The 26,887-nt window shown below is 67.2% G+C and carries 26 protein-coding genes; 16 read left to right on the top strand and 10 right to left on the bottom strand.

The window, feature by feature from the left end; all coding sequences use genetic code 11:
* Positions 1-120 precede the first annotated feature (120 nt).
* The gene (locus ACFUTU_RS00945; RefSeq protein ID WP_377959894.1) at positions 121-1,662 is read right to left on the bottom strand and encodes a PucR family transcriptional regulator; all 1,542 of its coding nucleotides are present in this window, start codon (positions 1,660-1,662) and stop codon (positions 121-123) included.
* A gap of 128 nt (positions 1,663-1,790) precedes the next feature.
* Here ACFUTU_RS00945 and ACFUTU_RS00940 point away from each other — a divergent pair, with 128 nt between their 5' ends.
* On the top strand, positions 1,791-3,182 hold the full coding sequence (locus ACFUTU_RS00940) for an aspartate aminotransferase family protein (RefSeq protein WP_377959893.1): 1,392 nt from the start codon (positions 1,791-1,793) through the stop codon (positions 3,180-3,182).
* A 101-nt stretch (positions 3,183-3,283) separates the two neighbouring features.
* Here the strand turns inward: ACFUTU_RS00940 and ACFUTU_RS00935 are convergent, their stop codons facing one another.
* The 4 genes from ACFUTU_RS00935 to ACFUTU_RS00920 form a co-directional block, all read right to left on the bottom strand.
* Entirely contained in the window at positions 3,284-3,793 is a 510-nt protein-coding gene (locus ACFUTU_RS00935) for a MarR family winged helix-turn-helix transcriptional regulator (protein WP_377959892.1), read from the bottom strand.
* Positions 3,794-3,823: 30 nt separating this feature from the next.
* Complete coding sequence (locus ACFUTU_RS00930; protein ID WP_377959891.1) at positions 3,824-4,912, bottom strand: calcium:proton antiporter; 1,089 nt, start codon at positions 4,910-4,912, stop codon at positions 3,824-3,826.
* A 47-nt stretch (positions 4,913-4,959) separates the two neighbouring features.
* On the bottom strand, positions 4,960-5,262 hold the full coding sequence (locus tag ACFUTU_RS00925; protein WP_003802821.1) for a DUF4193 domain-containing protein: 303 nt from the start codon (positions 5,260-5,262) through the stop codon (positions 4,960-4,962).
* Between the two features lie 110 nt (positions 5,263-5,372).
* Positions 5,373-5,582 carry a hypothetical protein gene (locus ACFUTU_RS00920; RefSeq protein ID WP_377959890.1) on the bottom strand — a complete coding sequence of 70 codons (210 nt, stop codon included), beginning with the start codon at positions 5,580-5,582 and terminating at the stop codon, positions 5,373-5,375.
* A 275-nt stretch (positions 5,583-5,857) separates the two neighbouring features.
* On the opposite strand from ACFUTU_RS00920, the gene ACFUTU_RS00915 reads away from it, so the two are divergent.
* Positions 5,858-6,619: a lytic transglycosylase domain-containing protein gene (locus ACFUTU_RS00915; protein ID WP_377959889.1), complete on the top strand. Its 762-nt coding sequence runs from the start codon at positions 5,858-5,860 to the stop codon at positions 6,617-6,619.
* 48 nt (positions 6,620-6,667) lie between these two features.
* On the opposite strand, the gene ACFUTU_RS00910 is transcribed toward ACFUTU_RS00915, so the two are convergent.
* Positions 6,668-7,957, bottom strand: a complete 1,290-nt coding sequence (locus ACFUTU_RS00910; RefSeq protein WP_377959888.1) for an ammonium transporter — start codon at positions 7,955-7,957, stop codon at positions 6,668-6,670.
* Between the two features lie 261 nt (positions 7,958-8,218).
* On the opposite strand from ACFUTU_RS00910, the gene ACFUTU_RS00905 reads away from it, so the two are divergent.
* From ACFUTU_RS00905 to ACFUTU_RS00890, 4 genes are read left to right on the top strand one after another with little or no spacing between them, the layout of a single operon-like run.
* The gene (locus ACFUTU_RS00905) at positions 8,219-9,127 is read left to right on the top strand and encodes a glutamine amidotransferase (RefSeq protein ID WP_377959887.1); all 909 of its coding nucleotides are present in this window, start codon (positions 8,219-8,221) and stop codon (positions 9,125-9,127) included.
* Positions 9,115-9,846, top strand: a complete 732-nt coding sequence (locus tag ACFUTU_RS00900; protein ID WP_377959886.1) for a protein glxC — start codon at positions 9,115-9,117, stop codon at positions 9,844-9,846. Before ACFUTU_RS00905 ends, ACFUTU_RS00900 begins: the two co-directional genes overlap by 13 nt.
* A 13-nt stretch (positions 9,847-9,859) precedes the next feature.
* Positions 9,860-11,176 carry an FMN-binding glutamate synthase family protein gene (locus ACFUTU_RS00895; RefSeq protein ID WP_377959885.1) on the top strand — a complete coding sequence of 439 codons (1,317 nt, stop codon included), beginning with the start codon at positions 9,860-9,862 and terminating at the stop codon, positions 11,174-11,176.
* A gap of 22 nt (positions 11,177-11,198) precedes the next feature.
* Complete coding sequence (locus ACFUTU_RS00890) at positions 11,199-11,819, top strand: helix-turn-helix domain-containing protein (protein WP_377959884.1); 621 nt, start codon at positions 11,199-11,201, stop codon at positions 11,817-11,819.
* A 9-nt stretch (positions 11,820-11,828) separates the two neighbouring features.
* On the opposite strand, the gene ACFUTU_RS00885 is transcribed toward ACFUTU_RS00890, so the two are convergent.
* A complete protein-coding gene (locus tag ACFUTU_RS00885; RefSeq protein ID WP_377959883.1) occupies positions 11,829-12,500 on the bottom strand; it encodes a DNA alkylation repair protein in 672 nt (223 codons plus the stop codon).
* A gap of 163 nt (positions 12,501-12,663) precedes the next feature.
* On the opposite strand from ACFUTU_RS00885, the gene ACFUTU_RS00880 reads away from it, so the two are divergent.
* From ACFUTU_RS00880 to ACFUTU_RS00860, 5 genes are all read left to right on the top strand, one after another.
* On the top strand, positions 12,664-12,828 hold the full coding sequence (locus tag ACFUTU_RS00880; protein WP_377959882.1) for a hypothetical protein: 165 nt from the start codon (positions 12,664-12,666) through the stop codon (positions 12,826-12,828).
* An 18-nt stretch (positions 12,829-12,846) separates the two neighbouring features.
* Complete coding sequence (locus tag ACFUTU_RS00875) at positions 12,847-13,605, top strand: SDR family NAD(P)-dependent oxidoreductase (RefSeq protein ID WP_377959881.1); 759 nt, start codon at positions 12,847-12,849, stop codon at positions 13,603-13,605.
* A gap of 131 nt (positions 13,606-13,736) precedes the next feature.
* On the top strand, positions 13,737-14,843 hold the full coding sequence (locus ACFUTU_RS00870; protein ID WP_377959880.1) for an MFS transporter: 1,107 nt from the start codon (positions 13,737-13,739) through the stop codon (positions 14,841-14,843).
* 145 nt (positions 14,844-14,988) lie between these two features.
* Complete coding sequence (locus tag ACFUTU_RS00865) at positions 14,989-16,350, top strand: hemolysin family protein (protein ID WP_377959879.1); 1,362 nt, start codon at positions 14,989-14,991, stop codon at positions 16,348-16,350.
* Positions 16,343-17,386: a hemolysin family protein gene (locus tag ACFUTU_RS00860; RefSeq protein WP_377959878.1), complete on the top strand. Its 1,044-nt coding sequence runs from the start codon at positions 16,343-16,345 to the stop codon at positions 17,384-17,386. The genes ACFUTU_RS00865 and ACFUTU_RS00860 overlap by 8 nt, the downstream gene beginning before the upstream one ends.
* Positions 17,387-17,469: 83 nt before the next feature.
* Here the strand turns inward: ACFUTU_RS00860 and ACFUTU_RS00855 are convergent, their stop codons facing one another.
* Together ACFUTU_RS00855 and ACFUTU_RS00850 are read right to left on the bottom strand one after the other, a co-directional pair.
* The gene (locus ACFUTU_RS00855) at positions 17,470-19,758 is read right to left on the bottom strand and encodes a fibronectin type III domain-containing protein (RefSeq protein ID WP_377959877.1); all 2,289 of its coding nucleotides are present in this window, start codon (positions 19,756-19,758) and stop codon (positions 17,470-17,472) included.
* Between the two features lie 322 nt (positions 19,759-20,080).
* Positions 20,081-20,479, bottom strand: coding sequence for a DUF5997 family protein (locus ACFUTU_RS00850; RefSeq protein WP_377959876.1), 399 nt, complete (start codon positions 20,477-20,479; stop codon positions 20,081-20,083).
* A gap of 31 nt (positions 20,480-20,510) precedes the next feature.
* On the opposite strand from ACFUTU_RS00850, the gene ACFUTU_RS00845 reads away from it, so the two are divergent.
* Both ACFUTU_RS00845 and ACFUTU_RS00840 read left to right on the top strand, forming a co-directional pair.
* On the top strand, positions 20,511-21,257 hold the full coding sequence (locus ACFUTU_RS00845) for a substrate-binding domain-containing protein (protein WP_377959875.1): 747 nt from the start codon (positions 20,511-20,513) through the stop codon (positions 21,255-21,257).
* 110 nt (positions 21,258-21,367) lie between these two features.
* Positions 21,368-22,819, top strand: a complete 1,452-nt coding sequence (locus ACFUTU_RS00840; protein ID WP_377959874.1) for an APC family permease — start codon at positions 21,368-21,370, stop codon at positions 22,817-22,819.
* A 7-nt stretch (positions 22,820-22,826) separates the two neighbouring features.
* On the opposite strand, the gene ACFUTU_RS00835 is transcribed toward ACFUTU_RS00840, so the two are convergent.
* The gene (locus ACFUTU_RS00835) at positions 22,827-23,042 is read right to left on the bottom strand and encodes a hypothetical protein (RefSeq protein ID WP_377959873.1); all 216 of its coding nucleotides are present in this window, start codon (positions 23,040-23,042) and stop codon (positions 22,827-22,829) included.
* A 449-nt stretch (positions 23,043-23,491) separates the two neighbouring features.
* On the opposite strand from ACFUTU_RS00835, the gene ACFUTU_RS00830 reads away from it, so the two are divergent.
* Genes ACFUTU_RS00830 through ACFUTU_RS00820 form a run of 3 tightly spaced genes read left to right on the top strand, consistent with a single transcriptional unit; the run spans position 23,492 to position 26,769 of the window.
* Positions 23,492-25,228, top strand: a complete 1,737-nt coding sequence (locus tag ACFUTU_RS00830) for a multicopper oxidase family protein (RefSeq protein ID WP_377959872.1) — start codon at positions 23,492-23,494, stop codon at positions 25,226-25,228.
* 1 nt (position 25,229) lies between these two features.
* Positions 25,230-26,075 carry a hypothetical protein gene (locus ACFUTU_RS00825; RefSeq protein ID WP_377959871.1) on the top strand — a complete coding sequence of 282 codons (846 nt, stop codon included), beginning with the start codon at positions 25,230-25,232 and terminating at the stop codon, positions 26,073-26,075.
* Positions 26,076-26,133: 58 nt separating this feature from the next.
* Complete coding sequence (locus tag ACFUTU_RS00820) at positions 26,134-26,769, top strand: LacI family DNA-binding transcriptional regulator (RefSeq protein WP_377959924.1); 636 nt, start codon at positions 26,134-26,136, stop codon at positions 26,767-26,769.
* Positions 26,770-26,887: the final 118 nt, after the last annotated feature.

The raw sequence follows: 26,887 nt of genomic DNA, 5'->3' as shown, positions 1-26,887 counted from the left end.
CCGCGCCGGAGGCCCTGCCTCTTTCAAACCCTTCCTCACGTCTCGTCGGGTTTGCCCAAACCCTTCCTCAGGTCCTGTCGGGTTTCCCCAAACCCTTCCTCAGATCGTGCCGTCAAACGGCTAACCCTTCCGCGATTGGGCTTCTTCCAGGAACTGCACGGCGGCGAACAGTTCCAGCCGGTCGCGCATGCCGTCAAGGTTCAGGCCAAGAATGCGGCCGGCGGCGTCCACCCGGTTCCGCAGGGTGTGCCGGTGGACGCCCAGGCGCCGGGCGGTCTTGTCCCACACGCAGTCGTTCGCGAGCCATTCCCGGACGGTGGCCAGCAGGTCCGTCTGCTCCGCGGCATCGTGAGCGATGAGCGGCTGCAGCAGTCCCCGGGCCACAGGCCCGGCCTTTTCCTCCCGCAGCAAACCCAGCATCCCGCCGTCGGACAGTTCGGAGAACTCGACGGCGGCCCTCCCCAGTTCTGTGGCGCGCCGGAGCGCGCGCCTGGCTTCCTCAAGGGCGCCCGGCAGCGCCTCCATGGCGGTCTCGGAGGAGACGCCGCAGACACCGTGCCGCTGCAGCAGTTCCAGGACCTTGTCCTGGTGCTGCCGCCCTGCCAGGACCACCAAAAGGTCACCGCGGAGAGCGTAGAACACGGCACCCCGGTGGTCATCGGCCAGCAGTTCCAGTGCCTCGAGCAGGTTCGGCGCCGGATTCTCCTGCCGCGAGGCGGTCACGAACAGCGGATCCCGCGGCAGCTGGCCCCACACCTGCCGCGCCGTTTTAACCGCGACGTCGGTGCTGCCCGCCAGCAGCTGCTCGAAGACGCCCGCGCGGAGATGCCTGCGAGCCGTGTCCAGGGTGCGGGCCTGCTCCAGCGCCAGGCTGGCCAGGCCGATCACGCTGTTGACGATGTCCGTCCTCGCCGGGTCCAGCGGTTCGATGGCACCCAGCACCAGCGCGCCGCGGAGGCTGCCTTTCCGGCCAAGGGTCTGCAGCGTCACCGACTGGCCCGCGATGTCCAGGTGCGAGGCGGAACGGGCCCCCAGGTCCAGGGCGCTGCGGACCTTCGCCGTGACGTCGCCGGCGATGTCGGAAGGAACGGGGCGGTTCCTGGGCATCCGCACGTAATTGCCGGCAGCGTCGTAAAGCGCCACCCAGCTGTGCAGCTGGCGTTCCAGCTCGCCGAGGATCGAGGTCAGCCCGTCAGGGCGCAGGGCCGCCCGGGAGATGGCACGCTGCGCCTGCAGGGACCATTCCGCCCGTGCGTGCTCCTCCTTGGCCAGGTAGTCAGCCACCATGCGGATGACTGCGATGAACGGCGTCCTGTCCGGAACCTCCAGCAGCGGAAGCCCGCGGTTCCGGCAGGCTTCCTCCAAGGCCGGCGGCAGCGTCCCGTGGATCACCTGTGTGGCGAAGCCCAGGCCCGCGATGCCGTGCTTCACCAAGCGTCCCACGTACCCGTCATAGCCGGTGCGGAACCCGCCCTCCACCGGGAACTGGGTTCCGTCGGTGAGCAGCAGCTGTCCGGCGTCGAGGAATGGCGTGGGGTCCTCCAGGTCGGAGCTGTGCACCCAGCTGACGGGCCCATCCAGGACCGGGGACCCGGCGTCGGGAACGACGAGGCGCAGCTTCAGTGCGCGGCTGCGGAGGAGGACGTTCAGGCTTGGCGGCATGCCGGACCCCTAGGGATGTGAAAACGTCGAACGGGATGGGACTGATTGTACAAAGGTATATCGGCCCGGGGTGGCCGTGGACCGGATGATGAAGGAACTCCCCAATCCTTCCACCGAGAGGAACCGTCATGGCCGCCAGCCAGGCAATCCTGGACTCCGCACTCACCAACGCTGCCGTCGCCAACACCGCAGTCCCCGGCGCAGCAGCCAGCAGCGGCACAGTAAGCAATGCCGACGTCGTCGCCCTGGACCGGGCGAACGTGTTCCACTCCTGGTCGGCGCAGAAGTCCCTGAACCCGATGGCGATCGCCGGCGGATCCGGGAGCACCGTCTGGGACCACGACGGCAACACGTACCTGGACTTCTCCAGCCAGCTGGTGAACACCAACATCGGCCACCAGCATCCCAAGGTCATCGCGGCCATCGCGCAGCAGGCAACCAGCCTGGCCACCGTGGCACCGGCACACGCCAACCACGTCCGGGCCACGGCAGCGGCCAAGATCCTGTCCCACGCTCCGGCCAATATGAAGAAGGTCTTCTTCACCAACGGTGGCGCCGATGCGAACGAGAACGCCATCCGGATGGCCCGGCTGCACACCGGGCGCGACAAGGTCATTTCCCGGTACCGCTCCTACCATGGCAACACCGGCGCGGCGATCGTCGCCACCGGGGACTGGCGCCGCATTCCCAACGAATACGCCCGCGGCCACGTCCACGTCTTCGGCCCCTACCTCTACCGCTCCGAGTTCTGGGCCGAAACGCCGGAACAGGAAACCGAACGCGCGCTGCACCACCTGCGCCGCGTCATCCAGGCCGAAGGCCCACAGTCCGTTGCGGCCGTGCTGCTGGAAACCGTCCCCGGCACGGCCGGCATCCTGGTACCGACGCCCGGCTACCTCGAGGGCGTGCGCGCACTGTGCGACGAGTACGGCATCGTGATGATCCTGGACGAGGTCATGGCCGGCTTCGGCCGCACCGGTGACTGGTTCGCCTTCGACGCCTTTAACGCCACCCCTGACCTCATCACCTTCGCCAAGGGCGTGAACTCCGGCTACGTCCCCGTGGGCGGTGTCATCATCTCCGGCGAGATCGCCTCCACCTTCGACGAGCGCGTCTTCCCCGGCGGCCTGACCTACTCCGGCCACCCCCTCGCCGCAGCCTCCGTCGTCGCGTCCATTGAGGCCTTCGAGGAGGAGGACATCGTGGGGAACGCCGCCCGGATCGGCCGCGACCATCTCGGACCCGGCCTGCGCGCCCTCGCCGGGAAGCACTCCGTGATCGGCGATGTCCGCGGCCGCGGCGTGTTCTGGGCGCTGGAACTCGTCCAGGACCGTACGTCCCGGACCCCTGTCAGCGCAGACTACATGGGCCGGCTCAAGGCGGAACTCCTGCGCCTGGGCCTGCTGCCCTTCATCGCGGACAACCGCATCCACGTTGTCCCGCCCGCCGTTGTCACGCCCGAGGAAGTGGCCACGGCCCTGGACATCTACGACCAGGCGCTGACCGCCGTCGGCCTTTAATCCGCTCTCGAACCTGGCCTTCAACGCCGGAGTTTTTGTACACGTATCGCGGCTTCAGGGGCCTCTAAGTCCCATTACCTGTACAAAAACTCCTGAGGAGGTCAGGCCGTTGCCTCGTCATCCGCGGCCGGGTCTTCAACGCCGGGAGCGGGCAGGAGGGTGTGGTCAACCTGGGCGGCTTCGATGAGCTGCGTCATGGCAAGGTGGATGTCCTCAGCCTGGGCACGGCTGAGGCCGAGCTTGGCCAGCATGGTGCCGGGCACGCCCATGGCCCTGTCCCGGAGGGCGGCCCCTTCGGGGGTCAGGCCCACGGCAAGGGAACGTTCATCCCCGGGTACGCGGCGGCGGGTGACATATCCCAGCGCTTCGAGCCGCTTGAGCAGCGGCGACAGGGTGGCCGGCACCAGGAGGAGGGCGTCGCTGATCTCCTTCACCGAGCGCGGGCTCCTTTCCCACAGTGCCAGCATCACCAGGTACTGCGGGTGGGTGAGGTTCAGCTCCTGCAGGACGGGCCGGTAGGCGCTGATGACGGTGCGCGAGGCGACAGCGAGAGCGAAGCAGAGCTGCCGCTCGAGCAGGAGGTCTTCCTCGCTCCCTGAAGGGGAAGTCATGATGCCATGATATCGAAGTGCCAAATCCGGCTACGGGAACATGGCGAGGAACAGGAACGCGGCGAACAGCACCAGGTGGATGGCACCCTGCAGCCGCGTGGCCCGGCCGGGCACCACCGTGAGTGTTCCCACGATAACGGTCAGCAGGAACAGGACTATTTGCGTGCCGCCGAGGCCCAGGGTCAGCGGACCCTGCAGCCAGATGCTGGCCACGGCGATGGCGGGAATCGTCAGGCCGATGCTGGCGATTGCCGAGCCGTAGGCAAGGTTGAGGCTGATCTGGATCCTGTTGCGGGACGCTGCCCTGGTGGCGGCAAGCCCCTCCGGCAGCAGGACCAGGAGCGCAATGACCACACCCACGAAGGACTCCGGAATCCCGGCCCGGGTGACACCAGCCTCAATGACGGGGGATACGGTTTTGGCCAGTCCGACGACGGCGACCAGCGCCGCGCACAGCAGCGCCAGGCTGATGTAGGTGGCCCGGTTGGTGGGGGTGGGGCCGTGGGGGTCGTCCTCGCCGTCGCCGGGGGACACGACGGGAAGGAAAAAGTGGCGGTGGCGGACCGTCTGGGTCAGCACAAACACGCCGTACAGAGCCAGCGAGGCCACGGCGGCGAAGCCCAGCTGCAGGGGAGAAAACTCCGGCCCCGGCCGCGATGATGTGAAGGTCGGCAGGACCAGCGTCAGGGTGGCCAGGGTGGTGACCACGGCCAGCGCCGCGCCGGCACCTTCCGGGTTGAACCGCGGAATGCCGTACCGGCGGGCGCCCACCAGCAGGGCAATCCCCACAATGCCGTTGGCGGTGATCATGACGGCGGCGAACACGGTGTCCCGCGCCAGTGAGTGGCTCCCTTCGCCGCCGGACGCGATCAGCGTGACGATCAGGGCAACCTCGATGATGGTCACGGCTACCGCCAGCACAAGCGAGCCGAAGGGCTCGCCGACACGGTGCGCGACCACTTCCGCGTGGTGCACCGCCGCGAGGACGGCGCCCACAAGTACCACCGCGATAACGGTGGCCAGCAGGGGCCCGGGGGAGACTCCCCAGGTCACGGCCAGCACGATCAGGCCGACGACGGGAACGACGGCGGTCCAGGACGATCGGAGCCGGGCCAGCACAGCGCTATTTTCTCAGTGCCGGCCCCTGCAGTGCCAGACCTCCGGTACTAGCCTTCACACTCCGAGCAGTACTTCTTGCCGTCCTTTTCGCGCGCGAGCTGGCTGCGGTGGTGGACCAGGAAGCAGGACATGCAGGTGAACTCATCCTCCTGCACCGGAACAACCTGGATCAGCAGCTCTTCGTGCGACAGGTCGGCACCGGGAAGGTCGATGCCTTCCGCGGTGTCCGCTTCCTCCACGTCCAGCAGGGCAGTCTGGGACCCGCCCTGCCGGGACTGGATGGCCTCGAGGGATTCGTTGGCCGGCTGGTCCTCTTGGGCCACGCGAGGGGCGTCGTAGTCAGTTGCCATGGTTTTTACTCCTTCGGCTGAGCGCCCGGACGGCGCACATTCGCAGGACTCAACGAGTGGGCGCCGCCAGGTATTCCCGAAAACCGGGGACGGGTTAAGGTCCCCAAAGTTTAGAGGATGATTTCGCGGGTCATGCCGAACGGAACCTCATCGGAAAGCGTGGCGGTGTAGCTCCCGGGCCGGTTGCGCGTGACCATGATGCCGTGGGTTCCGGTGGCCATGGCCGCTTCCTGAAGGCACTTGACGGCAGCATCGAGCCGTTCGTCGAGGACCTTGCGGTTGTCTACGTGGATGTCGATGGTTTGGGTAGTGCTGGGCATGCGTGTCCTTTGGGCAGTTCAAAATTTGGGCTTTTCAGAAATTGTGGGCCGCGTGCGGAATGGCGGCAGGGAGCTCCGGGATCACTGCGTACGCAGCGGCGCCGGGCGCCAATATGTGCGGCCGGTAGGCCGCTGGTGCACCGCCCCCACGGGGCTCTGATAAAGCCGGTCCACGCATACTGTCTCGCGTGCATCTTGTTCGGTGCCTGCATAAAAGTAGAACGGCGGGGCCAGCACTTTGTCAATGTATTGGCACTCCCGGGTTAGGCTGTTCCGTGCTTCGACTGAAACGCCTTGCGGTTCTCAGCCTGTTCGCGTTCTGCGCCATCACCGGGCTGGCCTTCTGGCTCCCCGGTATGGCCGGGTCAGGCATGCCCGACGCTGACATGCGGCACGCGGCCCCGCCGCAGGCAGCGGGGAAGTTCGTCCCGCTGGGAAGCGGCAGCACGCACGCCGTGAACATCACCAGGACCGTTGACCCGGGTTGGCTGGCGCGGACCGCCGTCCGGACAGGAATTCCAGCGCGGGCCCTTCGGGCATATGTTGCCGCCGCAGGCGCGGCCAACGAAGCGGCGCCGGCGTGCAGAATGGGCTGGAACACCGTGGCCGCCGTCGGGTTCGTTGAATCCAAGCATGGTGCCCTTGGCGGCGGCCGGCTGACGGCATCGGGGGAGGTGACCGGCCCCATCGTCGGCCCCGGCCTCAACGGTGAAGGCTTCGCGGCCATTGCAGACACCGACGGCGGCGCGCTCGACGGCGATCCCCGCTGGGACCGCGCCGTTGGACCCATGCAGTTCATCCCGTCCACATGGAAACTGGCGGGACAGGACGCCAACGGGGACGGCGTTGCTGATCCGCACAACATCGACGATGCCGCCCTCAGCGCCGCCGGCTACCTGTGCGCCGGGGGCCGGGACCTCACCTCGGCGCAGGGGTGGAGCGATGCCATCTGGTCCTACAACCAGTCCGGGGCCTACCTGAGCCAGGTGGGCGGAAAAGCTGTTGAATATGCGGAGCAGGCCGGGCCTGACAAGTAGGCCCGGCCTGCTCCGGAGGTGCTGTTTTCTGCTCAGGTTCGGTGCATGTCAGACCCGGTGCGGGGAGCCCAGTTCCACCGGCTCCTCATCCATCAGATAGGCCGATTCGGAGTGGGCCGCGATGTCGATCCCGCGGAGTTCGGCGGCCTCGTCGATGCGGAGGCCGACCGTGATGTTGAGGACCTTGGCGATGACCCAGGTGACGGCAAAGGAGTAGGCAAGAGTGGCCACTGTCGCGACCGTCTGGATGCCGAGCAGGTCGAACCCTCCGCCGTAGAAGAGTCCGTTGATCTTGTTCGGTGCGGCGTCCGTGGCGAAAAGCCCGATCAGCAGGGTTCCGATGATGCCGCCGATGAGGTGCACGCCGACGACGTCGAGTGAGTCGTCAAAGCCGAGCCGGAACTTCAGCTCGATGGCCAGGGAGCAGACGGCACCGGCGATGATGCCGATGGCCAGTGCGCCGAGGGGGCTCACGGCACCGCAGGCCGGGGTGATGGCCACCAGGGCTGAAATCAGGCCGGACGCGGCGCCCATGCTGCTGGCGCTGCCGAGCCGGATGCGTTCGACGAGGGTCCAGGCGAGCAGGCCGGCGGCGCCGGCCACGGCGGTGTTCAGGAAGACCACCGACGCCGAGTGCCCGGCCGTCAAGGCGGAGCCGGCATTGAATCCGAACCACCCGGCCCACAGCAGCCCCGCTCCGACGAGCACCAGCGGGCGGCTGTGCGGGCGGACGTGCTCGCTCTTGGGCCACCCGGCGCTGCGGCCCAGGACCAGTGCGAGGGCGAGGGCGGCAATTCCGGCGTTCATGTGCACAGCCGTTCCGCCGGCGAAGTCGACCGCCTTGAGGTTGTTGACGATCCAGCCGCCGGTCACTGCGCCGTCCGCAGAGCTGAAGGCGAAAACCCAGTGGGCCACCGGGAAGTAAACCATGGTTGCCCACAGGGCGGCGAAGGTCATCCACGCGCCGAACTTCATCCGGCCGGCCGCAGCCCCGGCAATGATGGCGGTGGTGATTCCGGCGAAGAACAGCTGGAAGGCGGCGAACAGGGCGGGCGGTATGGCGGCGTCGGGATCCTCGGCCAGCAGTCGGTCCATGCCAAAGTACTCGGTGGCATCGCCGATGAGGCCGGCTCCGCCGATGGAATTGCCGAAGACCATCGAGTAGCCGAACACCGCCCAAAGCACCGCGACGACGCTGACGCCGCCGAAGCACATCATCATCATGTTCAGGATCCTGCGCGAACCCACCATCCCCCCATAGAAGAGGGCAAGCGCGGGGATCATCATGCACACCAGGGCGCTCGCGGCGAGAATCCAGGCAACATCTCCAGAATTCATGGAACTCCAATCGGGGAGGGGGAAGACGGGCGGCTTTAGCGGCCGTTCGGGGAAATGCGTGTCTAACAACGTGAAATCAGGATTCCTCACAGTGAACGCCCATGGGTTTCGGGCCGGTTAACTTTCCGTTGCGATCAGTCGCAGTGGGAGGGTGTCCGGAATTAGCAAACTTCGGGTGCCCGATCATGGCCTCGCTTTGGCTACTATTGTTCAACGATGTTTCCTGATGGGTAACGTTTCGACCGAGCAAAGGACCCTGAAATGTGCGGAATAGCCGCGCTGCAGCTGCGCAATCCCCTGCTGCGCCCCCGGCTGGGCAGCCTTCTGTCCGCCATGATGTGCCAGATCGTGGACCGCGGCCCGGACTCCGCCGGCCTCGCCGTCTATGACACCCCGGGCCTCGTTTCCGGCAACACCTCAACACTCAGCTTGCTGGGCAAGGACCAGGGCCTGCCGGCAGCGGGGATCGCCGCGGCGCTCGAGAATCTGCTGCCCGCCTCTGCCGGGACATCCGTCAAAGTGGTGGGCGACACGACTTTCGTCAGTTCCGCCGTCGACACCGGGCTGCTCGCCAAGGCAGTGCGCGCAACCCTTCCGGACTCCACCATCATCGGCCGTGGAGAGCGCGTCGCCGTCATGAAGGGCGTGGGCCACCCGATGGACATCGCCGCGGAGCACGGGCTGGAGGCCATGTCCGGCAGCCAGGGCGTGTCCCACACCCGCATGGCCACAGAGTCAGCCGTCACGGCCGGCGGCTCCCACCCGTTCTCCGTGGCAGACGACCTGTGCCTGGTCCACAACGGCTCGTTCTCCAACCACGCCACGATCCGCCGGGAGCTGCTGCGTGAAGGCGTCGTCTTCGACTCGGACAACGACACCGAAGTGGGCGCCCGCTACATCGCCTCCCGTCTGCAGCAAGGCGACACCCTGGAGGAGGCCCTGACCAACCTGGGCAAGGTCTTCGACGGCTTCTACACGCTCGTCGTCACCACCGCCGACAGCATGGCCGTGGTCCGCGACCTCATCGCCTGCAAGCCGGCCATCATCGCCGAAACCGCCGACTACGTGGCCATGGCTTCCGAGTACCGCGCCCTTGCATCCCTGCCCGGTATCGAAACCGCCCGCATCTTTGAACCGGAACCCGGAAAGGTCTACACATGGTCACTCTGATCGAAACTGAGACGCAGGATTGCCCGACCGCCAGCGATGGCGTTCCCGCCCTGGTGGACCTCGCCGACAGCCCGGTCCGTGACCTCAACCAGGCCCTGCACGACGCCGTCGACGGGCAGTCCTGGACCGTCGAGAACCCGGGTGGAAAGCACAGCCTCGCGGTCGGCATCGACGCGGATATCGAGGTCGCCATCAACGGCCATGCCGGCTATTACGCCGCCGGGATGCACCAAAAGGGTGCGGTGACCATCAACGGCAATGCCGGCGTCGGACTCGCGGAGAATATCATGTCCGGGAGGGTCCATGTGAAGGGCGACGCCTCCCAGTCGGCGGCGGCCACCGGCCACGGCGGACTCGTGGTGATCGACGGCAACGCCGGAGCCCGCTGCGGGATCTCCATGAAGGGGGTGGACATCGTGGTGGGCGGCAACATAGGCCACATGTCCGCCTTCATGGCCCAGGCCGGCAGGCTCGTGGTCTGCGGCGACGCCGGGGACGCCCTGGGTGACTCCATCTACGAGGCCCGCATCTACGTGAAGGGAGCCGTTGCGTCCCTCGGCGCGGACTGCATCGAGAAGCCGATGAAGGCCGAGCACCTGGAGGAGCTCGCCGGGCTGCTCGCCGCCGCCGGCCGCACCGACAATCCGGCGGACTTCAAGCGCTACGGCTCGGCCCGCAACCTCTACCACTTCAGCGTCCACAACTCGACGTCTTACTAGAAGGGCAACCACCATGACAACCGAGGAACTGGGCCTGCGCGAATCAGCCACGTTCGACCGCGCCGCCATCGCCGACATCCAGCGGGCCGCCGCCACCGGCGTCTACGACATCCGCGGCTGGGGAGCCAAGCGCAAGGTCCCGCATTTCGATGACCTGCTCTTTCTGGGCGCCTCCATGTCCCGCTACCCGCTGGAGGGCTACCGCGAAAAGTGCGGCACCGACGTCGTTCTTGGCGACCGCCACGCCTCAAAGCCGCTGCACCTGCAGATCCCGGTGACCATCGCCGGCATGAGCTTCGGGGCCCTGTCCGCCAACGCCAAGGAGGCGCTGGGCCGCGGCGCCAGCGAGGTGGGCACTTCCACCACCACCGGCGACGGCGGCATGACGCCGGAGGAGCGCGGGCAGTCCAAGCACCTGGTGTACCAGTACCTGCCCTCGCGCTACGGCATGAACCCGGACGACCTCCGCAAGGCCGACGCGATCGAAGTGGTGCTCGGCCAGGGCGCCAAGCCCGGCGGCGGGGGCATGCTGCTCGGGCAGAAAATCACCGAGCGCGTCGCCGGGATGCGGACTCTGCCGGTCGGCATCGACCAGCGCTCCGCCAGCCGCCACCCGGACTGGACAGGACCCGACGACCTGGAAATCAAGATCGGCGAGCTCCGCGAGATCACGGACTGGAAGACGCCCATTTATGTCAAAATCGGTGCGTCCCGCCCCTACTACGACACCGCCCTTGCCGTGAAGGCCGGAGCCGATGTCGTCGTCGTCGATGGCATGCAGGGCGGCACCGCCGCCACGCAGCAGGTGTTCATCGAAAACGTCGGGATCCCCACCCTGGCCGCCATTCCGCAGGCCGTCCAGGCATTGCAGGAACTCGGCCTGCACCGCAAGGTCCAGCTCATCGTCTCCGGCGGCATCCGCACCGGCGCCGACGTCGCCAAGGCCATGGCCCTCGGTGCCGACGCCGTTGCCATTGGCACCGCGGCACTGATTGCGCTGGGCGACAACGACCCCCGGTATGCCGCCGAATACGCGGCCCTGGGATCGGCGGCAGGCTTCTACGACGACTTCCAGGCCGGCCGGGACCCTGCCGGGATCACCACGCAGGACCCGGAGCTCGCATCCCGCCTCGATCCGGCGGAGGGCGGCCGGCGCCTGGCCAACTACCTGCGGGTCCTGACCATGGAAGCCCAGACCATCGCCCGGGCCTGCGGCAAGTCGCACCTGCGCAACCTCGAGCCGGAGGACCTGGTGGCCCTGACCATCGAGGCGTCGGCCATGGCACGGGTTCCGCTCGCCGGCACCAGCTGGATCCCGGGAGTGCAGTGAGAACTCCGCCTATGATGGCCTGATGACGGATCAGGCGGGCGAAGCGCAGGACATGGCCACGGAGAACACCGGCGACGGCGTGGCCGGCAGGCTGGAGCGGATCATTGCCGGCCAGGTCCGCCACTACAGGACGGCGAACGGGCTCTCCGCGTCGGAGCTGGCATCGCGGACCGGCATGTCCAAGGCCATGATTTCCAAGATTGAAACCGCCAGCACGTCCTGTTCCCTGACTACCCTCCAGCGGCTGGCGGACGGGCTGAGGATCCCGGTCACTGCGCTGTTCCGCGGGGCGGACACGGACCGGGACGCCACCTTCACCAAGAGCGGCCAAGGCAGCCTCACCGTGCGCAGCGGAACCCAGCACGGGCACGAGTACCGGGTGCTGGGGACCCTGAAGGGCCGCACTGACGCCATCGAACCGACGCTGGTGACGCTGACCGACGCGTCCGACGTTTTCCCGTTGTTCCAGCATCCCGGCACCGAGTTCATCTACATGCTCGACGGCCGGATGGTCTACGGCCACGGTGCATACGAATACACGATGGAACCCGGTGATTCCCTGCTCCTGGACGGCGAAGGCCCGCATGGCCCGCTGGAGCTGCTGGACCTGCCCATCCGGTTCCTGGCCATCGCGGCCAGGTAGGCAGAAGCGTCAGGCCCCGCCCCGCCGGCTCACCATCTCGTTGATCCAGGCCGGGGCATAGGGCGACGTGCAGTTCGGCGGCGTCGGGTAGTCCTTCAGGACTTCCAGCCGTTCACCGATGTCAATAGCCCGGGCGCGGTGGTCCGCATGCTCGATGCCGATCTGTGTCAGCGTGTGGTTCATCGCCCACTGCAGGCGGTCCGGGGCGTCCTTCATGTCCGCCTCGATTGTGTCCAGCAGCCCCGGCAGGTCGAGTCCCTCAGGCTTCTTCGCCACCCGCTCGGTGGTCAGGGCCCAGCCGGCGCTGGCGACCACCTGGTCCGGATCGGCGGTCCAGGCGACGCGCAACTCCTCGGCATGCGGGCTCTTCTTCACCACGTAGTTCACCAGCCAGTCGTGGATTTTAGGCTCACGGCCCTGGCGCACCATAGCGTCCAGTTCCTGCCGGCCGAAGGATTTCGGCCGGCAGAGCAGCACTGCCAGCAGCCGGGCGGCCGTGTCCTCCGTCGCCCATAACCCGACGGCCAGGCCGTGCTGGGTCTTGAGCCGCTTGGCGACCGCGCGCAGCCTGGACAGGTTCACGCCGTGGTCATCCCCGCGCCTCCGGTTCACCTCGCGCACGCTGGGATCCTCGAGCGCAGCCAGTTCCGCCAGGACTTCATCAATCGTTGTCTCGGTCATCCCTGCTCCTGCCCGCCAGCTGCTTTCGGTCGTATTCTACGGCGCGGAGGTCCCTCACACCTGAGTCAACAACTCAGAGCATGTTCGCAAAATGAACGAGATGGTTATTTATTGAACGCACGAGTAGAGTGGTGCATGACACAATTTTCGTGGAAGGAAGAGCATGCAGATTCCCGGCGAGACGAGCAGGCCCAGCCCCCTCACGGCACCGGAACTGAACCTCACCATCTACACCGGACCCATTGAGCTGTCCACGGCCACCCGCGGCGTCCTGGCCGAGCACGCCGCCGGGCAGCCTGCGGTGCAGCAGGCAGCGTCGGCGCACTAGAGGGGACTGCAGGAAAGCATGGAACTGGACGGCAAAGTCGCACTGGTCACCGGCGGCGGGCAGGGCATAGGGAGGGGCATCGTTGACCGGTTCCTGGCGGAGGGGGCGCAGGTCGCCGTCGTTCAGCGGCGGGAACTGGGGGAGGACCTGCTGCAGCATCCGGGCGTCCTCGGCATCCGGGCCGATCTCAGCGATGCCGCAGCCATCAGGGCGGCTGCCGATCAAACCGCCGCCCACTTTGGCGGCATCGACATCCTGGTCAACAATGCCGGCGTCATGTTTGAGCGCAGCATCGCGGACATCACGCTGGACGAATGGGACCTGATGATGGCGCTGAACCTGCGTGCCCCGCTGTTCCTTGCCCAGGCTGCCCTGCCCCACCTGCAGCGGCGGGGTGCTGGAAGCATCATCAACGTCGGTTCCATCGAAGGGCTGTCGGCGAATCCGCTGCACGCCGCCTATTGCGCGTCAAAAGCCGGCATCCACGGAATGACGCGGGCCATGGCAGTGGACCTGGGCAAGGACGGCATCCGCTGCAACGCCATCGCCCCCGGCTGGATCGCTTCGGAGCTGAGCGAAAACTACCTTGAGTCCCAGCCGGACGCGGACAGCGCACGGGAGGCGCTGAACCGCCTCCACCCCATTGGCCGCGTGGGCCAGCCCACCGATGTCGGGGACCTTGCGGTCTTCCTGGCCAGTGACCGGTCAGGCTTCCTGACCGGAGAGATTGTGGTGCTCGACGGCGGCAGGACGGCCAAGCTGCCGCTTCCGTTTTAGCGCGGCTTCCCCCGCGCTGGCCGTCAGCCGGAATGGACTAAGGTCAAAGCAACACGTCCCAGAAAGGCGGTCCCTGCCGGTCCATGAGTGCGCCCGGATACCTTGCGGCCTCGGTACCCCCGAGGATGGCCATGGCCGGTTCGGCCGTAGCCATCCCCATCCTCGCAGTGCAGCAGCTGAACGACGTGGGGATCGGCGGTGCGCTGGTGGCGGTGTCCCTCGGCCCAAGCGTCCTCGCCGCGCCGCTCGCCGGTGCCGCGCTCGACCGTGCCAGGCGCCCGGCCCTGCTCGTGGCGGTTTCCGGAGCGCTCACTGCAATCGCCTTTGCCGTGACCGCATTCCTCGGCCAGCTCCCGCTGCCGCTGGTGTTCGCCTGCCTGGCCGTAGCAGGAGCGGTCTCGCCCTTCTATATGGGGGGACTTTCCAGCTTCGTCGCCGATGTCATCCCTGACGGCCGCCGGGCGTTTGCCTTCGATGCCCTTTCCTACAATGTCTCGGCGGTCGCCGGTCCGGCCTTCGTGGCGATCATGGCCCTGTTCCTCCCGGCCCCGGCCTCGCTGGCGGTGCTGGCGGCCACGGCTGCCGCAGGAGCAGTCAGCGTCGGCTTCGCCGGGCTGAAGCCGCACTCATCCGCCCGGGTTTCACCGTGGCAGGCGGTCGCCGCCGGGCTGAACCGGATCTTCAGCCACCGCCCCCTGGCCGTGGTCACGGCCGCGTCCACCCTGAGCCAACTTGGCCAGGGCGGCCTGGCGATCGCCGCCGTCGCCCTTTCCATCGAACGGATCGGGTCGCCGGGCGACGGCGCACTCGTGGTGACTTCATTCGCCGTCGGCAGCCTCTTCGGCGCCCTGTTGGAGACGGTCCGTCCCACCCGGGCCCGGCCGCACGCCGTCATGATGGCCGGTTTCTTCGCCACGGGCCTGCTGACGGTCGGCGCCGCCGTCGACATCGGGACGGCCTGGACCGTCGTCGCCATCGGCTTGTCTGGTGTCTTCACGGCGTCCACCGCCGCCGCGATGCTTTTCCTCCGCAACCATCTGAGCCCCCCGCACCTCAGATCCCAAGTGTTCACGGTGGGCGCGGGCCTGCGCGCCAGCGCCTCGGCCGGCGGCGCAGCCCTGGCCGCCTCCGCCACCGGTTTGGGCGGGGCACTGAGCCTTGCCCTCGTCGGCATAGTCTGGGTCGCCTCCGCCGCCCTGATGGCCGCCTATCCGAAAGCTGGCCAAGGGGAAGCCTGACCGTTCGCTCCTGGCGATGGAGAGACGGGCCAGCAAATACACCCGATATAGTGGAGTGCACTATGGACGACCCTCCTTCACATATGCCCTGGCCCCTCATCCTTTTGACCGGCACGCCGGTTATCACGGGAGAGGGGCGCCCCCAATGAATGAATGGATCATGATCGGGATCGGCCTGATCCTGACAGTCGGCACCGGATTCTTCGTCGCATCCGAGTTTGCCCTGGTCAATCTTGACCGCAACGACCTGGAAGCGCGCCAGGCCCGGGGTGAGAAACGCCTTGCCCCCACCATCAAAGCCCTGAAGATCACCTCAACGCACCTGTCCGGTGCGCAGCTGGGCATCACCCTCACCACCCTCCTGACCGGCTACACCTTCGAGCCGGCCATCAGCAAGCTGCTGAGCGGGCCGCTGACGGCAGCCGGTTTGCCGGAAGGCCTCGTGCCCGGCGTCGGTGCCGTCGTCGCGATTTTCATCGCCACCATCTTCTCGATGGTGATCGGCGAACTGGTGCCCAAGAACTTCGCGCTCGCGCTGCCGCTGGCCACGGCCAAGGTGGTGGTCCCGTTCCAGGCCCTGTTCACCACGGTGTTCAAGCCCGTCATCCTGCTGTTCAACAACACGGCGAACGCCGTCATCAGGTCCTTCGGCATCGAGCCCAAGGAGGAACTCTCGGGCGCCCGCAGCGCCGAGGAACTGAGCTCGCTGGTCCGCCGTTCCGCGGTGGAAGGCGTTCTTGACCTGGACCACGCGGCCCTGCTGCACCGGACGCTGCGCTTCGCCGAGCACAGCGCCGGCGACGTCCTGACGCCCCGGGTGCGGATGACCGCCGTCAACACCGACGACACGGCCGAGCAGATCATCGCGCTGGCCAGCTCCACCGGCTACTCGCGGTTTCCGGTCATCGGCAGGGACCGGGACGATGTGCTTGGCGTGCTCCACGTGAAGCAGGCCTTCGCCGTCGCCCTGGAGGAACGCGCCAGCGTCCTCGCTGCCGACCTGATGATCGAACCGCTCATGGTCCCCGAATCCATGGGCGTGGACTCCCTGCTGGTGCTGCTCCGAAAACAGGGCCTGCAGGTGGCCATCGTCTCCGACGAGCACGGCGGAACGGCCGGCATCGTTACGCTCGAGGACCTGGTGGAAGAGATCGTCGGTGAACTGGAGGACGAGCACGACCGCGCCCGTGTGGGTGTGGTCCGGACCGGCCGGTCCATCACCTTCGATGCGTCGCTGCGCCCGGACGAGCTCCTGGACCGCACCGGCATCCCCGTTCCCGACGGCGAGGACTACGACACGGTGGCCGGTTTCGTCGCGGACCGGCTGGACCGCATCCCGGAACTCGGCGACGAGGTGGCCATCGAGGGCGGCACGCTCCGTGTGGAGCGGGTTGCCGGCACCCACGTCGGGCGGCTGAAGTTCACGCCCGAGGAATCGGCAGAGCCGCCCAAGAGCGCGCACGACAGGATCATCGACAGCCTCACACAGGAGCTGACCCATGAGTGAATACCTCCCGGGCATCATCTGGCTCGCCGTCCTGCTGGTGGTCAACGCCTTCTTCGTGGGGGCCGAATTTGCCGTCATCTCGGCCCGGCGGTCACAGATCGAGCCCAAGGCGGAGGCTGGAAGCAAGGCCGCGAAAACCACCTTGTGGGCCATGGAGCACGCCACGCTCATGCTGGCCACGAGCCAGCTGGGCATCACCGTCTGTTCGCTGGTGATCCTGAACGTCTCCGAGCCGGCCATCCACCACCTGCTGGAAATCCCGCTGGGCCTGACGTCCCTGTCGGGGGAGGCGATCGGCATCATCGCCTTCGTGACGGCGCTGCTGCTGGTGACCTTCCTGCACGTGGTGCTCGGCGAAATGGTCCCCAAGAACATCTCGTTCTCGGTCCCCACCCGCGCGGCGCTCATCCTGGCCCCGCCGCTGGTGATGGTGGCGCGCGTGTTCAAACCGGTCATCTGGACCCTGAACGGCATCGCCAACTCCATCCTTCGGCTGTTCCGGGTGGAGCCCAAGGACGAAGCCACCAGCGCCTACACCCTGGACGAGGTGGCCACCATCGTGGAGCAGTCCACGAGGGAAGGCGTCCTGACCGACAGCACGGGAACCCTCACAGCCGCCTTCGAGTTCACGGCGAAGACCGTGGCCGACGTTGAGGTGCCCATTGATGAGATGGTGCTGCTGCCGGCGTCGTCGACCCCGGCGGATATCCAGCGGGCGGTTGCCGAGCACGGCTACTCCCGCTACATCCTGACCGACGACGACGGCGACCCCTCCGGCTACCTGCACCTGAAGGACGTCATGGACCTCACCACGGCGGAGAAGTTCCGCCGGCCGGTGCCGGAAAAACGCATCCGCCGGCTGGCCTCGACCTTCCGCGGCAGCGAACTGGAGGACGCCCTGGCCACCATGCGCCGCACCGGCGCCCACGTGGCCCGGGTCTTCGACGCGCGGGGGAACACCACCGGCGTGCTGTTCCTTGAGGACATCATCGAGGAACTGGTGGGCGAGGTGCAGGACGCCACCAGCAGCAGCTGACGCCTCAAGACCCACAAACAGAAGTCCGGTGCCTGGCGGCTGATTGCCGCCAGGCACCGGACTCGGTGGTTAAGGGCTCGGTACTACTTGTTGGCCACCGTCAGCGGTCCTGCCGTGCCGCCTACGGTGGATTCAACCCACACGGTGCCGGGGTTGGTGGTGCCGGCCGCTGCATTGCGGAGCCGGAGCGTCCACACGCCGCCGGTTTCCGGGGCCACCGCTGCGGTGACAGCTGCCTGGCCGAGTACCCTACCCGCCGCGCTGCCGACGCGGACGGTGATGGTGCCGCCCACTACGGAGCTGGTGCCGTTGACCCTGAAGTCGCCGCTCTTCCACTGGGCGCTGCTGATGGTAACCCGGTCAGTAGCGGGAACCACCTTCACCTCGTCCGTCCGGACCGTCGTGCCCACCGTAACCGTCAGCCGGAAGACGAGCGGGTTGTTCGTCATTGGCGTCCGGTAGAGGGGAAGGCTGAACGTCGGCTTGAGCGTGGTGCCTCCGTTCAGCGTCACCTTGTTCGGATCGGTAGCGCTGCTGAGGACCTGCTCCCACTTGTAGGTCGCCCCGGTGGTGGTTGAACCGGTGCCGTCCAGGGTCACCGTGGTGGCCGTGGTGCGGCGGACAACGTTCTGGTCGGGCCCTGCGGAGGCCACGACTGCGCCCTGCACGGTGACGGCTACGGTCTTCTCGGACTCCGGACCCGTGCCGTTGCTGTTGGTGGCCTTTACGGTGAACTGGTAGGCAGTGTCGCCGCTGAGGCCGTCATAGACCAGGGTGGTGACGCCGCCGGCCACCGTCTTGGGTGCACCGAAGGCCGTGCCGTCGGCGGTGTAGGCCTGAACGGAGTAGCCGGTGATGGTCAGGCCGGTTGCGCCCGGGTTCGGGGCAGTCCAGGACAGCGTTGCCGTGCCCTGGCCGACGACCGGTGCGCTGGCGAATGTCGGAGCCGCCGGTACGGGGTCGTTGGTGACGGTGAAGAGGGCCTCGCTGGTTGCGGAGACGTTGCCGGACGGGTCAAAGGCCACAAACTTCAGGGTAGTCGTGGACGCGATCTCCATCGGGGCCGTGTAGCGGATTGCCGAGTCTGACAGCACTCCGCCGGAGAGGAGCGGATCCGAGCCGTCAACGGTGTAGTAGATGTCGCTGCCTGTCTCGCTGGCCGCCAGCGTAACCGTTCGCGCCACCGCCGAAGTGCCGCCGTTCGGCGTGGCAGAGACCGTGGGTGCCGTGGTGTCCGTGACCGGGATGGCGTGTGCGGCGGGGAAGGACTCGCCGACGCTGCTGACGCCGACCACGTAGATGTCGTACTCCTCACCGGCGGACAGTCCGGTGATCATGGTGCCGGTGGCAGCCTTGCCGGAGATGCGCTTGCCGATCTCCACCGTTTCGTTGTTCGTCCAGGTCTTGCCGACGGCGACGGCACGGTAGCCCGTGATGTCGGGAGTGCCGGGGATGGCTTCGGCCGGCGTCCAGTTCAGCTTCAGTCCGCCGGAGACCTTGGCAGCTGTGATTCCCGAGGGCGCGGGAGGCCCGGACTGCAGCGGACCGTTGGGGCAGCCGCCCATGCCGGGGCCGCCGGGCTCGCCGTATTCGGAGATGGTCAGGCCCTGCCGGTTGGCGTCGGCGTCCTCGAGCTCCCAGGCCATGGCGCGCTCGCCGAGCCCTGCGTTCGCGGCGATTTCGGCGTTGGCAGGATCATCAAAGATGTAGGTGGCGGTGAAGGTATCGCCCGTGACTTCCAGGCCGGAGGAGTAGCCGCCCTTGTCCGACGGGGTCATCGGGCCGGGAACGGCGCGGATGTCACGGCGGGCGATGCTGGTGTCCTTCAGGGCCGGCTCAATGATGCGCTGTTCCAGCTGCGCCGGATTGACGCCGGCTCCGATGTGTCCCTTCACGGTGAGCGTGCTGCCGCTGAGTTCGGAATCGCCCGTCACGTAGGTGTCCTGGACCGTCGTCTCGCCGGCGGCAGTGGTGCCGAACCGCATGGACACGACATCGCCCGGGCGGATGTCGGGAGTGATGTTCAGGCCGGTGCCGGCACCCCAGCAGACGCCGCCGGGGTGGTTGACCTCAAACGCGACGCCGCCGGCGTCGACCACTGCCTCCGCCGAGCCGATGATCTTGCCGGCACGCTTGACTTCAAGGGTGGCGGTCTCGCCGGCGTGCCCCTCATATCCCTCGATGGAGACGAAGTCGCGGTCGGGGAAGACAACAATGTTGTCCGGGAACGCCGGTACGGCCGCGTTGGCGGCCGGAATGGCGAACATGGACGTTGAGCAGATGACCGCGGAGACGGTGGCAAGGACGCCGGCCCTGCGGGCGCCGGGAAGGCGAGAAGTGTGCGCTCCCGGCTCGTTTTGTGCTGATTTCATGATGACCTCATCGATCCGAGGTGCGCGACCTTCACGCACAATCACAGAATCAAGAAGGCCCCTTGGGGAAACGCTGGGTGTTTTGGCCCGCGAAAATCACTTCCGGCCCCGGTTTAGCCACACCTTTTAGTCCCCCCACCCGGAGGGGCCCGTGAGGGGGCCAACAGCGGTTTGCCCACGTGAGCGCGGGAGTTTCAGGCATTCGGCCGGAGGGAGGACCAGCACCCCCCGCGGGATTGCGAACCCCCCCTCCCCCCGCGCGGGGGAGCGGAATTCCGGCATTTTCCAAGGGGGCGCCGGAAGCCGGGGCCCGCCGGCGGCCTCAGCCCTGGCGCGCTTTCTTTGCTGCCTTCCGGGCAGCCTCCTCCTTGACCCGCTGGGCCTCGGCGCGGACAGCGGCATGGGTGGCCCGCTCGGCAACCAGCCACGCGGGGGGAGTCTGCAGCAGCGCGGTGATGTCCGCCGTCGTCAGCGCCTCTTCAACACCGGCGCGGGCAAGTCCGCTGATGGAGATGTTGAGCTTCTGGGCCACCACCGGGCGGGGGTGCGGGCCGTTGCGGCGCAGCTCGGCCAGCCACTCCGGCGGGTTGGACTGCAGCTCGGCGAACTCCTCGCGGGTGATGGCTGAATCCTGGAACTCCTGGGGCGTCGCAGGCAGGTAGATGCCAAGCTTCTTGGCAGCGGTGGCCGGCTTCATGGACTGGGAGTTCGCAGAGGTCATGCATTAAGGGTATCCGCAGTACTGTGAAGGTGTGTCCGCTGAAGATGAACCCACTCTGGAACCGGCCGCGCCGGACTCCCCGCCGCGCGAGCTCCGCTTCGCCTACGTCGCGGGAGTGACGCCGGGAAAGTGGATCCGGCGCTGGGAGGAGCGGATGCCGCACGTTCCCCTGCGTTCTTTCATGTCCGACGACGGCACCCAGCTGTCGGTGCTGCGTAACGGTTCCGCGGACCTCAGCTTTGTCCGGCTCCCGGTGGAGCGCGAAGGCCTCAACGTCATCCCGCTGTATGAGGAACAGCCTGTGGTGGTGGCGCCCAAGGGGCACGAAATCAGCGTGTTCGAAGAGGTGGCGCTGGAGGACCTCGCCGAGGAAACGTTCCTCGACGCCGATGAACTGGGCGGGCAGGAAATGGCCCTGCAGGTGGTGGCGTCCGGCGCGGGCCTGCTGATCCTTCCGATGTCCGTGGCGCGGCATTTCAATGTCAGGAACACCGTGGCCCGCCGCCTCACAGGGGCAGCGGGAACACAGATCGCACTGGCCTGGCCCAGCGACGCTACGGATGACGTGATTGAGGAGTTCATCGGCATTGTCCGCGGCCGCACGGCGCAGAGCTCGCGGCAGCCCTCCGCCCGCCAGGAGAAACCGAAAAAGACGCCCAAGCCGGACCACCGGGGCGGCGCCGGCGCGGGCGCGCAGAAGCCGAAGATCGCCCAGCGCTACGCCCCCAACCCGGACAAGGGGAGGGGCCGCGGCTCGCGGAAAAAGGGCAAGCGGTAGCCCGCAGTATTGCCAAAGGACCGCGCCGAGGTCACCCTGAAGACAGGTCACGCCGAGGCCGGAAACCCGGCCGCGGTTCCAGGTAACCGGTACTGCTGTGGAGGCCAACCATGAGCGCGACATCCCGTGAAGTGTCCGACTCAACCCCGGCGGGCGACGCGCCGGAGCTGAAACGGGTCCTCGGACCAAAGCTACTGCTCCTCTTCATCGTCGGCGATATCCTCGGCGCCGGCGTGTACGCGGTCACCGGGACCATGGCCGGAACGGTGGGCGGAATTGTGTGGCTGCCGTTCCTGCTGGCCTTCATCGTGGCCACACTGACCGCCTTCTCGTACCTGGAACTGGTCACGCAGTACCCGCAGGCGGCAGGCGCAGCGCTTTACACACACAAGGCCTACGGCATCCACTTCGTCACGTTCCTGGTGGCGTTCGCCGTCGTCTGCTCCGGCATCACCAGCGCCTCGACGTCCGCGAATGTGCTCGCCCAGAATTTCTTCGGCGGCCTGGAGATCAACGGCTGGATGGAGGCGCCCGCCCAGGGGGTGGTCACAGCGGTGGCCCTCGGCTTCATGCTGCTGCTGGCGCTGATCAACCTGCGCGGCGTGGGGGAGAGCGTGAAGTTCAACGTGGTGCTTACCCTGGTGGAGATGACCGCCCTGTGCATCGTGATCGGGGTCGGCTTCTACGTGATGGCGCAGGGCGGCGGAAACGTCGGGCAGATTACGGTTTTCACCGACGGCCAGGACAAGGGCCTTTTCCTCGCAGTTACGGCAGCCACTTCCATCGCCTTCTTCGCGATGGTGGGCTTTGAAGACTCGGTGAACATGGTCGAGGAGACCCACAACCCCGAGCGGATCTTCCCGCGGACCATGCTGACCGGCCTCGGCATCGCGATGCTCCTCTACATGCTGGTCGCCGTGTCTGTGGTCAGCGTTCTTACACCCGCCGAACTCACCGGAATCCGGGAGGCCGAAGGCGCCGCGCTCCTTGAGGTGGTGCATAAGGGCTCGCCGGACTTCCCGATCGACAGGGTCTTCCCGTTCCTGGCGGTCTTCGCGGTGGCCAACACGGCGCTGATCAACATGCTGATGGCCAGCCGCCTGATCTACGGCATGGCGCGCCAGGACGTGCTGCCGCGGCCGCTGGGCAAGGTGCTGCCGGGCCGGCGCACACCGTGGGCCGGCATTGCGTTCTCCACTGTCCTGGCGCTCGGGCTGATCTGGTACGTCACCAGCGATCCGGATAGCAACATCGTTGCGAACCTGTCCGGCACGACGGCGTTCCTGCTGCTGTGCGTGTTTACCGTGGTGAATGTGGCCTGTGTTGTGCTCCGCCGCAAGCGTGACCCGGACCGGGAGGTGTTCTTCACCTCGCCCGGGCAACTGCCGCTTGTCGCGGCCCTGCTGTGCGCCTTCCTGGCCGGTCCGTGGGTGGGAAGGGACGCCATCCAGTACCAGATCGCCGGCGGGCTGATGGGGATTGGTGTGGTGCTGTGGCTGGTCACCTGGCTGGTCAACAGGAGAACCAACCGCACGGCCGGGTCAGGCGCAGACGACATCTGAAACAGGCTCAGGGCGGGCCCGCCGGACTTGGCCGGGCATGAGCCGGACTGGCGCTTAGCCCTGCGCAGTCGCGCAGGTGCGCCAGCAGCGCGCGTTCCGGGCTCCCGGGGTTCTCGCCCAGATGCCGCAGCAGCGCCATCCGGACGTGGGTGTCGGTGCCCTCGTCATTGAGGACGTGACTGATCACGCCCATAATCTGGTGCCGAAGTCCTTCCTCCTGCATGAGACCACGCTCCTTTGCTTCATGCTGAAGTCTGCCGCCGGTGCGTTGTGAATACCCGGGAGCCCAGAGGCCGGGCGGCATCCGCGGCGGCCCCACTTGGGGGGTCCCACCTTCCAGGGTGGTTGCGGGAACCGCTTTGAGGGTGGAGCCACCGGGTGGCCCGTGGTTTCCACAAGGGCGCCTTGGCACAGTGAAGCCATCTGGTCGGCGGACACCCAGCCAACAGCCGGCCAGGCCGCAGGCCCGGCGGGGCACCCCCCTGCTGCTGCCGGGCCTGCGGCACACCTGACTCCAGATGGCGCCCGTCCCACCCATTCAGGTGGGACGGGCGTCCGCGGGTGCCCCTTCCCAAGGTTTTCTGAAGACGCGCGGCGCACCATGACTTGTGTCTCGATATTCGCCCAGCGCCAACGCCGTCGCTGTGGCCACCATAAAGCTGGGAGGACGTCATGGGAGCAACACGCAGGGACGTGCTGAAACTAAGCCTGTTAGGCGGCGCCGTCGCCGTCACCGCAGGCACCGGGGGCCCGGCGCTGGCCGGTGTGCCGGGCATTGTCCCCGGCAGGCAGGGCGCGGACGACATTGAAGCGCCGATCACCACCCCGAGCACGCTCGCGCCGCAGAATACGCCGGTTCCTTACACCCGGGCTTTCCGGCGGCCGCCGCAGCTGCTGCCCTACTCCACGGGCCGGGACCGCGACGGCACTCCGTTCGCCAAATATGCACTGAACCAAAAGCTCGGCAAGGCCCAGATCGCACCGGGGCTCAGCACCACCCTGGCGGGGTACAACGGCATTTTTCCGGGCCCTACCATCCGCATACAGCAGGGCACCCGCTCCGAGCTGAGGATCAGCAACCGCCTGCCCGCCACGGGCCTGCTGTACCCGAACACCTTCAACACCGTCACCCACCTGCACGGCTCGGCATCGCTGCCCCAGTACGACGGGTACGCCAACGACCGCACAGCACCGGGAAAGGTGAAAAACTACCACTATCCAAACTGGCAGGCCGCGCGGACCCTCTGGTACCACGACCACAACCACATGCTGACGGCGCAGGGCGTGTACTCGGGGCTGGCCTCGATGTACTGCATTACCAACGAGCGTGAGCGTGCGCAGCTGCCCCAGGGCGAGTTCGACGTGCCCGTCCTGGTCTCGGACGTCATGCTGAACGCTGACGGGTCCCTCGGCTACAACGACAACGGCCACGCAGGGCTCTGGGGCGACATCATCATGGTCAACGGCGTCCCGTGGCCCACCATGAAGGTCAAGCCACGGATTTACCGGTTCCGGTTCCTGGTTGGCTCGATCACCCGCTCCTACCGCTTTGCCCTGTCCAACGGCGACCCGTTTTACGTGGTGGGCACCGACGCCGGGATGACGCCGAAGGTGCAGGCCGTGTCCTCCTGGCGCCAGGGAACGGCCGAACGCTACGAGGTACTGATCGACTTCCGGAAGTACAAGCCGGGCCAGTCCGTGGAACTGCGCAACCTGAGCAACAAGAACAACGTGAACTTCGCCAACACGGGCAAGGTCATGAAGTTCCAGGTGGTGGCTGATTCCCCGGCGCAGCCCGGGTCCCGCACGATCTCCTCCATCCCCACCACGCTTGACCCCGGTCCGCATCCCACCAGGGCCTTGGGCGGGCTGGACACCATGGCATTGACCGCGGACATGGCCGTGGCCAAGAGAATCCTCCGGGTCCAGCGGGAGGGCGGGGAATGGACCATCAACGGTGAAACCTGGGACGACGTGGAAAAATCCAATTTCACCCGCTGTTTCGCCAACCCGCAGCGCAACCAGGTGGAGCAGTGGACCATCGTCAACGAGTCCGGGGGCTGGTTCCATCCGGTCCACATCCACCTGATCGACGGCAAGATCATCGGACGCAACACCAACGGCGGCAAACCGTTCGCCTGGGAAGGCGGGCCCAAGGATGTCTTCTACGCTGGCGAAAACGAATCGGTCACCGTTCTTATGCAGTTCGACACCGGCAAGCACGTCGGCGGCCGGTACATGGTGCACTGCCACAACCTCGTCCACGAAGACCACGACATGATGGTCCAGTTCTCGGTCGGCGACCTGCGGAACAACGACCCCATCAACGCCGTCAGGCCCGTGCTGGAAACCCGGCCCGAAGGGTACTACGCGTCAAAGTACAAGACGGCCTACCCGGCGGGGACCTGAGATGGGACGGACGCTCCTGATCGCGCCCGCCGTGCTGCTGGCCTGCTCCCTGGCCGGCTGCACCGGCGGCGGCCAGGCAAGCCCCGTGGCAAATCCGGCTCCCAGCCCGCCTGCCAGCAGTGCCGCCAACAGTGCCGCCAACGCGGCGGGTACCGCGGACCGGGTCCTCGCCCAGGCGGAGGAAGGGCAGGACCTGGGCAACGGCCGGCCCACGGTCAGCTACGACGGCCTCATGGTCCGGCGCAGGGTGGTGATCGCCGTCCACACCTCACTGGACGCGGACATCGCCGGCATCCGGCAACGTCTGGACGCGGCCGCCGCGGCCCGGGGCACAGCCCTGTCCGCCATTTCGCCTGATGTGCTGGAACCCGCCGTGCTGCAGCAGATGGTCCCCGAAGTGATCGTGGCCCTGCCGTCAACTGCGACCCCCGACGACGGGCGTACTATCGTCCGGGCAGTCACCGGGGAGGACACCGGCAAACTGGGCGTGAAGAACTTCTACGTCCTGCCGGTCCTGGTGCACGATCTGCGCTTTAGCGTCGCCACAGCCGACCCGGCAGCAGTGTCGGCCCGCGTGGACAGGGAGGGCATCGTCTCCGATGCGCTCGGGAACTACAGAACCGTGGCCCGCGACGGGCAGTTGACCATCAGCTACACAGGCCCGCTGCTCGGCGACGAAACCGTGGAAAGTGTCCGCGAGGGCATCAGCCGGCAATCCCACATTCCGGCCGCGGACGTGGCCGTCGGCCCCAGATCCGCGGCCGGAACCGGCGTGGACATGGCCGCCGAACCGCCGTGGGACGCGGAACAGCTTGACGGCCAGGCGATACACCCGCACACGGAGTGACACGGAACGTCCTCACCAGAAGCTGCACGGACTAACGACAGGAGAAACAGTGCGGAGCATGTCCAGCCCCACCATCCGGGACGTCGCCGAACGGGCCGGAGTCTCGTTGACGACGGTGTCCTACGTGCTGTCCGGCAGAAGCGGAGGCACCACCCGGATTAGCCCGTCCACACAGGAACGTGTCCTGGCCGCCGTTGACGACCTGGGCTACGTGCCCAACCACGCGGCACGGGGAATGCGCCGCGGCAGGACTGACCTGGTGGCCATCGCGATTGAGGACCTGGAGTGGCCCCCGGACCGGGCGCTGGCCATGGCAGCCGCCGCGATACTTCCGCGGCACGGCTACCAGCCGGTGATCCTGCTCGGCCAGTCCTGGCGGCAGTTCATGCTGGCCGGCGGCGCCGACGGCGTCATCGTGAGCGTCCCGTCCTCCTCCGGGGAAGAGGACCATGCTGTCGCCGAACTGGCCAGGCGCGGGATCGCGCAGGTTGTCATCTCGGAATCGGTGCATGCCGAGCAGGCCGTCGCGCTGCTCATGGACCGGATGGCAGGATACGCCGCCCAGGCCGCGGAAGCCTCGTCCTCTTGGAAGCGCCTCAGCGGACACGCCCTTTTGGGCGGCGGTGCGCTCCAGCTTTTGAACGAGGTGCTTTCGGCGGCCGGGGTGTTCGTGGAGCAGATTCCCACCTTCTAGGGTTCACCGCTGCGGTAACGCCTGGCGTAACAATCGGCGTTCCCCGCTGTCCCCTTCCAGGCCGGCGGCCTGAGGCCACCGTCTGTCATCGTCCGTAGCCAGCCGCAACATCCGGGGC

It is taken from the genome of Arthrobacter sp. NPDC057388 (assembly GCF_042668165.1).
Classification (GTDB): Bacteria; Actinomycetota; Actinomycetes; order Actinomycetales; family Micrococcaceae; genus Arthrobacter.
The sequence above is the reverse complement of the archived record's forward strand: the minus strand, read 5'-3'. Positions and strand labels throughout refer to the sequence as shown.

Excerpts from the sequence above, each read along its gene's own strand:
- ACFUTU_RS00945 (WP_377959894.1), bottom strand. The coding sequence starts at position 1,662 with ATGCCGCCAAGCCTGAACGTCCTCCTCCGCAGCCGCGCACTGAAGCTG.
- ACFUTU_RS00940 (WP_377959893.1), top strand. The coding sequence starts at position 1,791 with ATGGCCGCCAGCCAGGCAATCCTGGACTCCGCACTCACCAACGCTGCC.
- ACFUTU_RS00935 (WP_377959892.1), bottom strand. The coding sequence starts at position 3,793 with ATGACTTCCCCTTCAGGGAGCGAGGAAGACCTCCTGCTCGAGCGGCAG.
- ACFUTU_RS00925 (WP_003802821.1), bottom strand. The coding sequence starts at position 5,262 with ATGGCAACTGACTACGACGCCCCTCGCGTGGCCCAAGAGGACCAGCCG.
- ACFUTU_RS00920 (WP_377959890.1), bottom strand. The coding sequence starts at position 5,582 with ATGCCCAGCACTACCCAAACCATCGACATCCACGTAGACAACCGCAAG.
- ACFUTU_RS00910 (WP_377959888.1), bottom strand. The coding sequence starts at position 7,957 with ATGAATTCTGGAGATGTTGCCTGGATTCTCGCCGCGAGCGCCCTGGTG.
- ACFUTU_RS00905 (WP_377959887.1), top strand. The coding sequence starts at position 8,219 with ATGTGCGGAATAGCCGCGCTGCAGCTGCGCAATCCCCTGCTGCGCCCC.
- ACFUTU_RS00900 (WP_377959886.1), top strand. The coding sequence starts at position 9,115 with ATGGTCACTCTGATCGAAACTGAGACGCAGGATTGCCCGACCGCCAGC.
- ACFUTU_RS00895 (WP_377959885.1), top strand. The coding sequence starts at position 9,860 with ATGACAACCGAGGAACTGGGCCTGCGCGAATCAGCCACGTTCGACCGC.
- ACFUTU_RS00890 (WP_377959884.1), top strand. The coding sequence starts at position 11,199 with ATGACGGATCAGGCGGGCGAAGCGCAGGACATGGCCACGGAGAACACC.
- ACFUTU_RS00885 (WP_377959883.1), bottom strand. The coding sequence starts at position 12,500 with ATGACCGAGACAACGATTGATGAAGTCCTGGCGGAACTGGCTGCGCTC.
- ACFUTU_RS00880 (WP_377959882.1), top strand. The coding sequence starts at position 12,664 with ATGCAGATTCCCGGCGAGACGAGCAGGCCCAGCCCCCTCACGGCACCG.
- ACFUTU_RS00875 (WP_377959881.1), top strand. The coding sequence starts at position 12,847 with ATGGAACTGGACGGCAAAGTCGCACTGGTCACCGGCGGCGGGCAGGGC.
- ACFUTU_RS00870 (WP_377959880.1), top strand. The coding sequence starts at position 13,737 with ATGGCCGGTTCGGCCGTAGCCATCCCCATCCTCGCAGTGCAGCAGCTG.
- ACFUTU_RS00865 (WP_377959879.1), top strand. The coding sequence starts at position 14,989 with ATGAATGAATGGATCATGATCGGGATCGGCCTGATCCTGACAGTCGGC.
- ACFUTU_RS00860 (WP_377959878.1), top strand. The coding sequence starts at position 16,343 with ATGAGTGAATACCTCCCGGGCATCATCTGGCTCGCCGTCCTGCTGGTG.
- ACFUTU_RS00855 (WP_377959877.1), bottom strand. The coding sequence starts at position 19,758 with ATGAAATCAGCACAAAACGAGCCGGGAGCGCACACTTCTCGCCTTCCC.
- ACFUTU_RS00850 (WP_377959876.1), bottom strand. The coding sequence starts at position 20,479 with ATGACCTCTGCGAACTCCCAGTCCATGAAGCCGGCCACCGCTGCCAAG.
- ACFUTU_RS00840 (WP_377959874.1), top strand. The coding sequence starts at position 21,368 with ATGAGCGCGACATCCCGTGAAGTGTCCGACTCAACCCCGGCGGGCGAC.
- ACFUTU_RS00835 (WP_377959873.1), bottom strand. The coding sequence starts at position 23,042 with ATGCAGGAGGAAGGACTTCGGCACCAGATTATGGGCGTGATCAGTCAC.
- ACFUTU_RS00830 (WP_377959872.1), top strand. The coding sequence starts at position 23,492 with ATGGGAGCAACACGCAGGGACGTGCTGAAACTAAGCCTGTTAGGCGGC.
- ACFUTU_RS00825 (WP_377959871.1), top strand. The coding sequence starts at position 25,230 with ATGGGACGGACGCTCCTGATCGCGCCCGCCGTGCTGCTGGCCTGCTCC.
- ACFUTU_RS00820 (WP_377959924.1), top strand. The coding sequence starts at position 26,134 with ATGTCCAGCCCCACCATCCGGGACGTCGCCGAACGGGCCGGAGTCTCG.